This is a genomic window from Lentilactobacillus buchneri (assembly GCF_018314255.1).
GTDB classification, from domain to species: domain Bacteria; phylum Bacillota; class Bacilli; order Lactobacillales; family Lactobacillaceae; genus Lentilactobacillus; species Lentilactobacillus buchneri.
Window position 1 is genome coordinate 1726616 of record NZ_CP073066.1, and the last position, 12300, is coordinate 1738915.

Annotated in this window: 10 protein-coding genes and 1 pseudogene; 6 read left to right on the forward strand and 5 right to left on the reverse strand. The window is 45.0% G+C overall.

Features of this window, described 5'->3' with window-relative positions:
• Window positions 1-393 precede the first annotated feature (393 nt).
• Complete coding sequence (abc-f, locus tag KE627_RS08110) at window positions 394-1908, forward strand: ribosomal protection-like ABC-F family protein (protein ID WP_013727275.1); 1515 nt, start codon at window positions 394-396, stop codon at window positions 1906-1908.
• A 68-nt stretch (window positions 1909-1976) separates the two neighbouring features.
• The gene (locus KE627_RS08115; protein ID WP_013727276.1) at window positions 1977-2714 is read left to right on the forward strand and encodes an SGNH/GDSL hydrolase family protein; all 738 of its coding nucleotides are present in this window, start codon (window positions 1977-1979) and stop codon (window positions 2712-2714) included.
• A 112-nt stretch (window positions 2715-2826) separates the two neighbouring features.
• Here KE627_RS08115 and KE627_RS08120 read toward each other — a convergent pair whose 3' ends face one another.
• Together KE627_RS08120 and tenA are read right to left on the reverse strand one after the other, a co-directional pair.
• Complete coding sequence (locus KE627_RS08120; RefSeq protein WP_013727277.1) at window positions 2827-3375, reverse strand: RBBP9/YdeN family alpha/beta hydrolase; 549 nt, start codon at window positions 3373-3375, stop codon at window positions 2827-2829.
• 34 nt (window positions 3376-3409) lie between these two features.
• Complete coding sequence (gene tenA / locus KE627_RS08125) at window positions 3410-4069, reverse strand: thiaminase II (RefSeq protein WP_013727278.1); 660 nt, start codon at window positions 4067-4069, stop codon at window positions 3410-3412.
• 167 nt (window positions 4070-4236) lie between these two features.
• On the opposite strand from tenA, the gene KE627_RS08130 reads away from it, so the two are divergent.
• The gene (locus KE627_RS08130; RefSeq protein WP_013727279.1) at window positions 4237-4983 is read left to right on the forward strand and encodes a glucose 1-dehydrogenase; all 747 of its coding nucleotides are present in this window, start codon (window positions 4237-4239) and stop codon (window positions 4981-4983) included.
• 46 nt (window positions 4984-5029) lie between these two features.
• On the opposite strand, the gene KE627_RS08135 is transcribed toward KE627_RS08130, so the two are convergent.
• Together KE627_RS08135 and KE627_RS08140 are read right to left on the reverse strand one after the other, a co-directional pair.
• On the reverse strand, window positions 5030-5860 hold the full coding sequence (locus KE627_RS08135) for a DNA/RNA non-specific endonuclease (RefSeq protein WP_013727281.1): 831 nt from the start codon (window positions 5858-5860) through the stop codon (window positions 5030-5032).
• A gap of 401 nt (window positions 5861-6261) precedes the next feature.
• On the reverse strand, window positions 6262-7215 hold the full coding sequence (locus KE627_RS08140) for an aldo/keto reductase (RefSeq protein ID WP_013727282.1): 954 nt from the start codon (window positions 7213-7215) through the stop codon (window positions 6262-6264).
• Between the two features lie 118 nt (window positions 7216-7333).
• On the opposite strand from KE627_RS08140, the gene KE627_RS08145 reads away from it, so the two are divergent.
• Entirely contained in the window at window positions 7334-7945 is a 612-nt protein-coding gene (locus KE627_RS08145; protein WP_056938724.1) for a DedA family protein, read from the forward strand.
• Window positions 7946-8277: 332 nt separating this feature from the next.
• Window positions 8278-11094: pseudogene (locus tag KE627_RS08150) on the forward strand (cation-translocating P-type ATPase).
• Between the two features lie 83 nt (window positions 11095-11177).
• On the opposite strand, the gene greA reads toward KE627_RS08150, so the two are convergent.
• Window positions 11178-11645: a transcription elongation factor GreA gene (greA, locus tag KE627_RS08155; protein ID WP_013727285.1), complete on the reverse strand. Its 468-nt coding sequence runs from the start codon at window positions 11643-11645 to the stop codon at window positions 11178-11180.
• A gap of 298 nt (window positions 11646-11943) precedes the next feature.
• On the opposite strand from greA, the gene KE627_RS08160 reads away from it, so the two are divergent.
• Complete coding sequence (locus KE627_RS08160; RefSeq protein WP_013727286.1) at window positions 11944-12294, forward strand: aggregation-promoting factor C-terminal-like domain-containing protein; 351 nt, start codon at window positions 11944-11946, stop codon at window positions 12292-12294.
• Window positions 12295-12300 lie beyond the last annotated feature (6 nt).

Consider the following 12300-nt stretch of genomic DNA (forward strand, 5'->3'; position numbering starts at 1 on the left):
TTCATTGTAACGTACTCAGGTTTAAAATACAGCTTTTTTCTCATATTTAAATCGTTTTATTTCGAGGGAATAATTAGGGGCATGAATGTTCAAAATGACCGGTGCTGGACAAGTTATGAATTGTGTGTAAAAATATTGGTAACAGAAATTCGAAATGAAAAGGAAGTGAAGCCCATTGAAGATTGCAAATCGTTAAGACAGAATTTGATAATGAATCACTGTTCAGAACAGGGGTTCTTCTGCGCGATTTTGCAATTTTAGTGGGTTTTAAGTTCGATACTTTTAGTGTGTCAGAACACCCAATTAGTCTATCAAAATCGCCTGCGTGCCGATGTGCACAGCAGGCTTTTATATTGCACAGAAACCCATCTGAACCTTTAATGAGGTGAGATTATGGGAACCATTCAGATTAAAAATTTATCGTTTAGGTATGCCGGGATGCTGACCAATCTTTTCGATCAGTTGAACTTAAACATTGATGAAAGTTGGAAGCTGGGATTGATTGGCCGCAACGGCCGGGGGAAGACTACTTTTCTCAAACTACTGTTGGGAAAGTATACCTACCAGGGAGAACTAAACAGCAGCGTCGACTTTAACTATTTTCCACAAAGAATTCCGGATCCTACTCAGCTGACAAAGCAGGTCTTATTGAAGATTGCCGGACTTGATGACAGCGAGTTATGGCGAATTCAAGTTGAAATGGATAAACTGCAGTTGACTGACAGCGTCTTGGAGCGGCCATTTGAGACCCTGAGTCCCGGCGAACGAACCAAGGCGTTACTTGCTGTCATGTTTACCGATGATCAGACCTTTCAACTCATTGATGAACCGACCAACCATCTGGATATTGAAGGTCGAGAAGTGGTCGCTGACTATTTAAAGCACAAACGCGGCTTTATCGTGGTGAGCCACGACCGGCACTTTATCGATCAGGTCATCGATCATGTGCTGTCGATTGATCGCGCAAAAATCCAATTATTTGCTGGTAATTACGAAACTTGGGCGGCCGAGTATCAAAGGGAAAATCAATCGGAGCTTGCCGAAAAGCAGCACCTTCAAAAGGAAATTGGCCGACTGAAGGCCACTGCGAACACAATGGAACGTTGGGCAGGTCATGCAGAAGGCCAGAAACAGAAAAGCCGACAGAGTGACCAGCACGCTAATATCGATAAGGGATTCGTTAGCCATAAAGCTGCCAAGGTCATGAAACGCTCCAAAAATACGCTGCGGCGCACTGAGAAAGATATTGAGGTCAAACAGTCTTTGCTGAAAAATGTCGATGAAGTCGCACCCTTGAAGTTGAATAATATTCAACCACCACAAAAATATCTCCTACAAGTGGAAGGCTTGCAGGTCCAACAAGCCGGCACAATTTTGAATCAACCCCTGAGCTTCGATTTAAAGCGCGGCCAACGCTTGATCCTGTTTGGTCCTAATGGAATGGGCAAAACGACCATCGTTAAAGTGATTATGGGCGACAAAGAGTTGCTCGCTGGCGGAACAGTCAATAAGCCCGCCAGCCTCAGAATCTCATACCTGAGTCAAAACTTTGAAGATCTCAATGGATCGATTCAGAACTACGCTGATCAGTTTGGAATTGAGTTAAACGACTTACTGAATACCTTGAGAAAATTGGGCTTTGAGCGAGCGGCATTTAATGAAGACTTGAAGGATTTGAGTATGGGGCAAAAACGTAAGGTCTCGTTGGCCAGGTCGCTGTGTGAGCCAGCCAATCTTTATATTTGGGATGAACCTCTGAACTATCTCGATGTGATCACTCGAAAGCAAATCCAAGACCTGATCTTGCGCAAGCAGCCGTCAATGCTTATCATAGATCACGATGAGGCCTTTATTGAAGCAGTTAAAACGGCGCCTTTGTTAAAAATTGCGCCGATTGATTCACAATAAGGTGTACTTATTGATGACTTTGTTATAAGATGTGCTAGATATTGTTGTGAATTTTTAGAGGGGTTAAGATGCCAAAACATTCATTGAAGAAACATTCGGTCAATCGATCGTTATTATTGAGCCTCGGGGCAATTATCGTTGTGGGTTTGCTGATGGTTACCGTCGGCAAAGTGTCCCAGGGCAACAACAGCCATTCGACGGCTACCCGCAGCGCTAAGCAGATCAAGAAAGCCAAGATTGCCAAGTTGAATGCTAAGATTCATTTGACGAAACGCGAGAAGAAGATTGCCAGTCATTACAAGCTGACCAAGCTGGAGACACGAACAGCCTCCAAGACCTATATCACCGCGATTGGTGATTCGGTGATGATTGACGTTAAACCGGATGTCAAACGGGTCTTTCACCACAGTGCTGTGAGTGGGTCTGTCGGCCGCCAGTTTTATTCGCTGCCGGGGATTGTCCGCCACTTGAAGGCGACTGGTCATTTGTCCAAATACATCGTCATTAACTTGGGGATTAACGGACCGCCAACTCAGCACGATATTAATTCAGTATTGAAGACCCTGGGTAAGAAACGGCAGGTTTTCTGGATTAATACCAGGGTGCCACGTCATTGGCAGAACACGACTAATCGGATGATCGCCAAGACAGCCAAGAAGCATTCAAACGTGCATTTGGTGAACTGGTATCAAGCCAGCCGTGGCCATAAAGGTTGGTATGCCAGTGATCGGGTTCATTTGGATTTGACCGGTGAAAAATACTATACTCGGACGCTGGCCAAACGTGTTTCGGAAATTTTAAATTAGTCAGAAAAAACACTTTGAATCAAGTTAATAGCTCAAAAAAATCAGCAGTCGCATTTTTGCGATTGCTGATTTTTTAGTATGCTGTGTATTTGCATGCCAATAGGACACGTATTTATTTGATGAGTTGCTTGAGTTCCTCAAAAACGATCGGCAGCTGCTTGTCCTTACCGGTATCTGTGAAATGGTGACCGGATGGCATCAAAACAAACTTGGCGTGTAGGTGCCGTGCTAGCGTTAATGTGTACGGGTACGGTACACTATCGTCATTAATAGCTGAAATAACCGCTACCTTACGGATCTTTGGCAGAATTCCGGAATAATCCACCGGATGTTCCGTGAAGGAATCAAGTTCCGGCAGTGTCCAAATGGGTTCGTCAAAGCCTGATACTAATAAGACATTGACGTTGTGGATGTCGTGCTGGTCAAGGTAGTGGAGGACTTGAATGCAGCCGAGGCTGTGACCAACAAGGGTCATGCCGTCCGCTGGGTCAATATTTGCGTCACAATACTGATCCCAAGCCTGTTCCACCGGATGGTCGGAATCCGGAAAGTTCAGTTTTTTAAATGGTCGGTGGAGTTCTGTTTCCACTCGATTTTCCAACCAAGGAAACCAATGATCGTTGGCATTGGACGTATAGCCGTGGAACATGTAGATGGTCATTTATGCTACCTTCTTTCCCAGTATTAAAGCGCGGTTACCATTGCTCATGCTTGTAAGCCATTTCCCAAAAGTGCAGTTCGAAATAGCTGCTTCGCAAAAACGCCGTCTGCATCTGTTCCTGTTCTTCAGCATCGGCAGCCTCACCAAGTTGGTCGACAATGGTTTTCATTTTGTCAGTTGCCGTGGTAAATGCGGGGCTGTCATAAGTCTCAATAAATTGCTGATAAATTTTAATTGGCGAACCTGCTTTTATCAATCGCTGACCGATCTCATTATATAACCAGTAGCAGGGCAGCAATGCCGCGGCGGCGCGAGAAGGGGTGCCTTCATTGAGTTCATGGTACATATGGGTCACATAACTGTAGGCATTGGGGGCAATCTCAGTTTGATCAATCTCTTTTTGGGTGATGTTCAACTCTTGGAAAAATTCAGTCCGGACTTCCTTTTCGCTGTCATTAAAGCCTTTGGCTCCAGCATAGAGAAATTCTTTGATATCCGGATCGTCCATTTGATCGGCAATTGTGCCATGGAGGACGGCAAAATTCTGCAAATAATAACGGTCTTGTTTGAGGTAATAACGAAATGTTTGTTGGGGAAGTGATCCGCCTGAAAGCTGCTTGATGAAGGGATGGTTAAAACTGGCTTCCCAAAGTGGTTCTGATTGTTCACGCATTGTGTCGGTGATTTTTGCCATTACGCTTAACTCCTTAGGTTAGTTAGGGACATGTTTGAGATAATTTTACCATGATTATTAAGCGATAACGACTTGAATTAATATGTGAATTAGCGAGCAAATTGATTGCTATTGGGAATTTGCTCAGGTACACTTATGACGATTCAAAACTGAAGGGAGAGGTTGTAATGGATCGTTTAAAAGATAAAGTCGCAATTATTACCGGTGGCGTGGCCGGAATTGGATTGGGAATCGCAGAGTGTTATGTTCGCGAAGGTGCCAAAGTGGTACTGACTGCCAACCATAACGTTGAAGGCGGCAAGCAGGCTGTCGACAGATTTGGAGATGATCAATCTCTATTCGTCCAGCAGGACGTTGCGGATGAAAAATCCTGGCAGGACACCGTTCAAAAAGCAATCGCTAAATTTGGCAAGGTCGACATTGTCGTGAATAATGCCGGTGTTGGCGGAAAAAACGGCCCACTCGATGAATTGACTATGGAAGAGTGGCAGCAAGTTATTGACGTGAATTTGACCGGGACCTTTCTTGGAGAGAAATATGGGATCAAGGCGATGAAGAAATACTCTGGTGGAAAAGGTTCAATCATCAATATTTCCTCAGTCGCCGGGTTAGTTGGATTGCCGCTAAGCCCAGCCTATTCCGCAAGTAAAGGTGGCAGCCGTTTGCTGACTCATGCGACGGCGTTATCCCTGGCCCAACAAAAGCTCAACATTCGGGTTAATAATGTCCATCCTGGTTGGATTGATACTGATATCGTTCCTAAAGGCTTTGAAGAAGCTCTCACGAAGACGATCCCGGTCGGTCACATGGGCGAACCAATCGATATTGGTGAGGTGTGTGTTTACCTCGGCAGTGATGAATCAAAATTCGCCAACGGCGCTGATTTTGTGATTGATGGTGCGCAACGGGCATAAAACGATTAACAAAAAAGTCCTGCCTTGACAGGGCTTTTTGTATTTCCTAAGGTTCTGGAACTTTCATGGTCTGATCAACGTGTGAGCGACCAGTGGCATAATCAAACTGGATGCCGGGCTGAACATTGAACAAATAGACGTTGAAGTTCAGTGTCCGATCTGTTGAAATCGCTTCAAGATGGATGCCGCGGGCCATTAATTCATTTCCCCGAAAAATAGGCTTGGAAAAGAAGATCACTTTGTTTCCACGTCGCAGGGATTCTCTGATTTTACCTTCAAAAATCGTCTGAACCCGCTGATTGGCGAAGCTGGTCTGGGTGAATAGGTTCTTGGGATTGTTTTGGTCGCCTGACGTGTCGGTTGGATTATACTGGCCGGATGCACTGATACCACCGGAGATCGAATAGGCAATTAAATGGCCGCGATTGATAATCGGCTGGCCATCGAGGAATTCTTGGTGCCAAGCGGTTGGCTCCACATACTGACGGACCCGGTTATTGTCAGAAACCACATTTCTAGGTTCCAAGTAAGCCAAATTGCCGGTGCTGGTCCTATTAAAGTTGTCCAGATCGGAATAAATCACCTTATTGGTTTTCCAAGAACTTGGATCCAACTGTGCTTTGTTGTGGTTCACAAAGATGTAGCTGGGATCACTGGAATGATAATCCAGCTTCGCCAGTTGATCTGATTTGACACTTTTGTTCGAATGGAACAAAGAACTGGTCAGATTGTTGACCATTGAAGCGAGGTTACTAGGCTGTTGGCCGACCCCCAGCCACATGCCGACAAGGATGATTGCCAAGGCAAAGATTGTCTTTAGGCCGGTGTTGCGTCTTTTTCCTCTGGACTTTCTGGGATATTTTTTATGTTGACTCATGATCATGCCTCAATTCTATATGTAAGCTCTGCCTTCAAACATACCAGAAGGGCATGGATGAAGGCAAGAGTATAAGGAGAGTATGCACACCTGTGTGCAATTTGCCGGGGAAAGCAAAGATGGCTTTGCGGCCATCACTTTATATATACGGTGAAATGGTTGGGGAATATTTTTATTTTTTGAAATTTTTTGGAAAAGGTTTTTATTTTACACTTTTATCTAGCGAAAACGTGCTCAAAGACCCAGGACCCGGCCACACAAGCAATAAAAGCCAACGATGAACAAAAGGCGTTCATCATTGGCTTTTATTGCTTGTGCTCTGGGTCCTAACCGGGTCTTTTCGCACTCTGATTATTAAATAAATGCTCAAAAGCTACCCGGTTTGGTCCGCACTCTGATCTTTATGGCAAATCATTTCCCGCCGCGAAGAACAGGTCGTACCACTCCTGCTTTGTGAGTTCGACATCTGCTCCGGCTGCGCTGTCCTTAATGTGTTCCGGATTCATTGTTCCCAGCAGTACTTGGACCTTTGCCGGATGTCTTAAGATCCACGCTGTGGCAATCGCGTTCTTTGAGACACCGTACTTTTTGCCCAGTTCTTCCAACTTATCATTTAACTTTTTGAACTTTGGATCGTTGATGTACATGCCGGCAAACAAGCCATAATTGAATGGTGACCAAGCTTGGATCGTCATGTTCTTTCGACGTGAGTATTCCATAATGCCGCCGTCTCTCACGATGCTGGCATCGTCGATCATGTTGACGTGCATGCCTTCTTTGACCATTCCGGAATGAACCACGTTGAATTGCAATTGGTTAATCAATAAGCGTTGGCTGATCCAGGATTGGACCATTTCAACTTGTTGAGGATTAAAATTCGATACACCGAAGTGACGAACTTTTCCTTCCCGCTGCAGGGTGTCAAATGCATCGGCGATGTCGTCTGCTTCCATTAACGGATCTGGACGGTGCAGCAAGAATGAATCCAAATAGTCGATGCCCATTCGTTGTAAAATCCCGTCGACCGAGTCAATCAGGTGTTGCTTGGAGAAGTCGTACCGTTGGCCAAATACCAGGCCATCATGACTCCTGGCAGGATCTAAAATAATCCCGCCTTTGGATTGAATAAATAATTTATCCCGAGAAATTCCAGAAGCTTTCAAGGCTTCTTTGAATTTGGTTTCCGATTGTCCGTCACCGTAGATGTCAGCCGAGTCAATAAAATTAATGCCAGCATCAACAGCGGCTTCCAATGTCTTGGCAGCGTCAGCGGTTTCCATACCAGCCATGCGCATAATTCCCAAGGCAACTGCGGAAGCTTCAAAATTTGTATTACCAATCTTTACAGTTTTCATGATCGTCCTCCTTCATTGATTACCTTAATTATACGGCATTCTGAGGGCGGTTCCAAAGGTCTTGTAAAAAAGAATATGTTATAATTCGAATACTTACAAAACGAAATGAGGAACCAATTTGAGTGAAAATACAATTACTGAATTAATTAATCAGTATGGCTACCTCGGCATTGCTTTTCTAATTGCAATCGAAAATATCTTTCCACCAATTCCTTCTGAACTGGTGCTGGTCTTCACTGGGTATTTAACCGTTACCAGCAAGATGACCATTTGGGGGTCGATTCTGGCTGCCACGGCTGGCGCACTGATTGGGGCAATCGCTTTATATGGTGTTGGCCGTTTATTGAGCGTCCAACAAATTGAAAAACTGGTGTCTGGGCGATTTGGCAAAATCATGCGGTTGAAACCGGCAGATATTGAAAAAGCGGCCAGGTACTTTAACAACCATGGGGGTAAGGCGATCCTGCTTGGTCGCTGCATCCCGGTTGTCCGCAGTTTGATTTCCGTTCCGGCGGGGATGACCGGCTATCCCTTTAATCGATTTTGCTTCCTGACGATTACCGGAACGCTGATTTGGAACACCATTTTGATTCTGATCGGCCATTTTGCCGGTCGGGCTTGGGATCAGATTCTGGGGATGATCGATCAGTGGCTGATGGTGATTTTGGTAGTGATTGTTGTGATCGTGGGATGTTATTTGTATTATCGATTTTCTCGGAAGGCGGATTAGGATCGGGCAGCTGTTTGTTGAGTATTGATGTTTTTGCCTAATAGGATTACTCTTCCTTGGTTGTCATTTTACCTAGCGGAAACGTGCAAATGAAGGCTGATCCCGGCCATATAAAGGACTTACTCATTTATTCCTGATCTTGGAATAAATGAGTAAGTCCTTTATATTCTGGGATCAAAGCGCCTTCATTTGCACTCTCTTTTACTTTTCCTTAAAATTCCCCAAACTTTCCAATAAACTCCTCACAAACTTCACAAATTACTCGGCAAAATTTGTTATGATATTTATAAGTAATGCACCACGACAGCTGAACCCCCACAAGGAGGCCCACTATGCAATGGTACAGTCATGAAGCAGAAACAATATTACAAGAACTTGATACAAGTCGGATCCATGGTCTGAGTGAGGCGCAAGCTCAACGACAGCTTGCCGAAGTTGGACCCAACGAGTTAGCCAAAGAAGAACGCGAACCCGCTTGGAAAATGTTAATCAAGAGCTTTAAAGAACCCATGATCATTATCCTGCTCATCGCCATTGGTCTGGCATTGGCTAGTGCCGCCTACGATTTCTTCATCAGCGGTGATTCCGGGCATGCGATGGCTTCTGTGTACGAAGCGATTGCCATTGTCTTAATTGTGATTATCAACAGCGGTTTGACCTTTCATCAGACCCGGACCGCGCAAAAATCACTGGACGCGCTTTCTGATATGCGTCAGCACCACATGAAAATACTTCGGGATAACAACTGGACGTCAGTGGCAGCCAATCATTTAGTCCCGGGAGACATCGTTAGTGTCAAATCCGGCGACTTTATCGAAGGTGATTTGCGCTGGCTAAAGACGTCAGAACTGTAGATTAACGAATCTCATTTGACCGGGGAGTCTGATGCCATCCAAAAAAGTACCGTCTCTCTCCCTGAGGATACCGAGTTGGCAGATCGTACCAACATGGGATACTCTGGTTCGATGGTCGTCAATGGAAATGGAATTGGTGTGGTTGTGGCAACTGGGATGGCAACCGAACTGGGTAAGATTTCTGGACTGATGCAGCAGGTTGACGACCAAAAGACACCGATTGAAAAATCAGTCCACGGGTTGAGTAAGAAATTGATGATCATCGCTGCAGTTATCATCGCCGTGACGATTGGCTATGACTTAGTAAAATAATTAATTCAGGTCGGCAGTATTTCAATGGACATCTTTGGCGGGATTTCAGCCACGGCCATCGCCATTGCTGTTGCCTCAATTCCCGATGCAATGCCGGTGGTGCTGTCGATTGTGTTAACGATCGGTGCCAAGATGATGGCCAGCCAAAAGGGATTGGTTAAGTCGTTGAGCAGCGTAGAAACGCTGGGCTCAATCACCTATATTGCCTCGGATAAGACGGGGACTTTAACTAAAAATGAGATGGCCGCGACCCGCTTTTTGGCAAATGGCCAAGTCTACAATGTTGAAGGAAATGGTTACACACCAATTGGCGATTTCATCAGGGATGATGGCACTCCAAGCGATCCTAAAGATTACCAGCGGTTCTTAGAAGTCGCTGTCTTAAATAATGAAGCTGAAATTAAACCGGATACCAAGCAAAATTGGCGGCCGTTTGGTAACCCAACCGATGTTTCCTTAGTCGTGCTGGGAGCTAAAGATAACGTCAAACGCGACGTGCTGTTGGAAGATAAGGGTGATCGGGACATCGATATTGTCCGAATCCTCCCATTTGACAGTACGCGGAAGATGATGACCGTTGTGATTAAAGAAAATGGCCGGTACTACAGTTTGACCAAGGGCGCGCCGGATGTGATCAAGCCATTGACCAAATCGACCATGATTGATGGGCAGCCGGTTCCAATTGCTTCAGTGGCCGCAAATATTGAAAAAACCATGCTGGCATTTGCCAAGGATGCCTTACGGACGATCTCAATTACTCAGCGGGAGATTTCCAAAGAAGATGCCTTGAACGCATCCAGTGCCGAATTGGAACGTGAACTGACCTTTCTTGGGCTGGTGGGGATCATTGATCCGCCGCGTGAGGAAGTCAAAGCGTCTGTTCGCAAATTAACTCAAGCATCGGTCAACGTTGTCATGATCACAGGTGACCACGCGATGACCGCCAAGGCAATTGCCAAACAGCTGGGAATTATCGAGTCCGATGACGCCCGGGTGATTACCGGCCGTGACTTGGAAGACATGGATGACCAACAGCTGGCAGACGTGGTGTTGGACACGCGGGTATACGCCAGGGTAACGCCAGAACACAAGCAGCGGATTATTAAACAACTGCAGGCCCATGAGCAGGTTGTTGGGATGACCGGTGACGGCATTAACGATGCTCCGGCACTGAAAGCCGCTGATATTGGTATCGCGATGGGAATCAATGGGACGGAAGTGACCAAAGATGCCGCCGATTTGATCTTGCTGGATGATAAATTTACCACCATTGAGAAGTCGGTTGAGTCGGGCAGAACGATTTTTGCCAACATTTTGAATTTTATGAGACATGAACTGACGACCAATGTTGCTGAAGTGCTGTCATTATTGCTGGGAGTCTTCTTGATTACTTCTTCCATTGGAAATATCACCGAAGTGACACCAACTCTGACAGCGTTGATGGTTCTGTGGGTCAATATGATCAGTGATTCACTGCCATCGTTTGCACTGGGCTATGATGAAGCCGAATCAGATGTGATGCAGCAGCGTCCCCGTGATACCAAACAATCTATTTTGGCAAATGGGATGCTGCGGCGGGTTCTGTTCCGTGGTGGCGTGATGGGCGCAATGGTCTTTCTGGCTTTCATTTGGGCAGCATCACAGGGCTATACGGTCGCTCAAAGTCAGACGATTGCCTTTCTGACATTGGTATTCGGGCAGTTATGGCACGTTTATGATGCCAGAAGTGTGAATACGTTGTTCGATCGAAATCCGTTTTCCAATTCAAGATTAACGTTGGCGGTCGGGTTTGCGGCGACATCCTCAATCTTGGTGACGTTGATGCCATTTTTCAATAATGTGATGGGAACCGCGCCATTAACGATGACGATGTACGTGTTGATTATCCTGATTTCTGCGGTACCAACTTTTGTGATTTCTGGAATTAAGAAATTCATGGGTCGAAATCGTACCGAATCAGTGGCTGTTACTCAAGCAAATTAATATAGAACAAAAACAATCTAAGATTAAGTCTGGTAAGAAAGCTGACAGCCGTCAATTTCTCACTGGAACTAATCTTAGATTGTTTAGATTGAGATGGAAATGATTTTAATTTTGTAAGTGACTTGCGGCGCGGAGACAGTGACAATGTCGCCGGAATGGTGGTTCAGTAGTGCCGAACCGATGGGAGAGGCGATTGAAATTTTACCGTGGTCAATATCAACTTCCGGCGTGCCGACAATTTCATACGTTTCAGTTGAGTGGTCATCCAGAAATTCAAATTTGACCGTCTTACCAACTTCCACGGTATCATTGTTCGATGGGGTATAAACCTGGGCGTACTGGAGCTGTTTTCGTAAGAATCGCAATCGGCTCTCCAGGTGGCGAAGATCTCGCTTAGCGGCACTGTACTCGGCGTTTTCGGAAAGATCACCAAGCGCTCTTGCATCCGCCAAACTTTTGATCTTAGCGGGCCGGGAATTTTCAAGCTCACGAATTTCAGATTCAATTTGTTCGTAGCCAAACTTGGTAATTTTGTTGAAATGAGGTTCCATGAATGTATCCCTCCTGACATTTTTAAGTATACAACATGTCTAAATTATAGCCAATTAAACTAATTACTTATAAAAATCGGCGAAATTTCCAACATTTTTATTGAAAATAACGGCGATTTAGTCGCAAAATTACCAGACTGAAACCTTGTTTTATAAGCGTTTGTTGATGATATGTTATGGGAATATTACCAAATCCCTATTTGGTTTAACAAGGTTGTAATTTTCTGGACACGTCTCTGTAAATAGGTTGGAGTATATTTTTCACTGTTGATTAAACACGAAAGGAAAAATATATTTCATGAGACTTAAAAAGATCATTATCGCATTAATGACTGCATTAACTTTCTACGGCACAATGAACGTTGCCGCATCCACTGAAATCGCTGAAGCTAAGGCTACTAAAGTATACAAATCAAACTTATCAAAGGCTAATCAAAAAGCCAAGAACTGGATCGCCTACCACGAATCACGCGGTTCATACCATGCCAGAAATGGCCGCTACATCGGTCGTTACCAATTAAGCGCTTCATATCTTCACGGTAACTACTCAAAGAGCAACCAGGAAAAAGTTGCTGACCATTACGTTAGTCAGCGGTACGGCAGCTGGGTCAATGCTAAGAAGCATTGGAAGGCTTATGGCTGGTACTAAGCTATA

Excerpts from the sequence above, each read along its gene's own strand:
- abc-f (WP_013727275.1), top strand. The coding sequence starts at position 394 with ATGGGAACCATTCAGATTAAAAATTTATCGTTTAGGTATGCCGGGATG.
- KE627_RS08115 (WP_013727276.1), top strand. The coding sequence starts at position 1,977 with ATGCCAAAACATTCATTGAAGAAACATTCGGTCAATCGATCGTTATTA.
- KE627_RS08120 (WP_013727277.1), bottom strand. The coding sequence starts at position 3,375 with ATGACCATCTACATGTTCCACGGCTATACGTCCAATGCCAACGATCAT.
- tenA (WP_013727278.1), bottom strand. The coding sequence starts at position 4,069 with ATGGCAAAAATCACCGACACAATGCGTGAACAATCAGAACCACTTTGG.
- KE627_RS08130 (WP_013727279.1), top strand. The coding sequence starts at position 4,237 with ATGGATCGTTTAAAAGATAAAGTCGCAATTATTACCGGTGGCGTGGCC.
- KE627_RS08135 (WP_013727281.1), bottom strand. The coding sequence starts at position 5,860 with ATGAGTCAACATAAAAAATATCCCAGAAAGTCCAGAGGAAAAAGACGC.
- KE627_RS08140 (WP_013727282.1), bottom strand. The coding sequence starts at position 7,215 with ATGAAAACTGTAAAGATTGGTAATACAAATTTTGAAGCTTCCGCAGTT.
- greA (WP_013727285.1), bottom strand. The coding sequence starts at position 11,645 with ATGGAACCTCATTTCAACAAAATTACCAAGTTTGGCTACGAACAAATT.
- KE627_RS08160 (WP_013727286.1), top strand. The coding sequence starts at position 11,944 with ATGAGACTTAAAAAGATCATTATCGCATTAATGACTGCATTAACTTTC.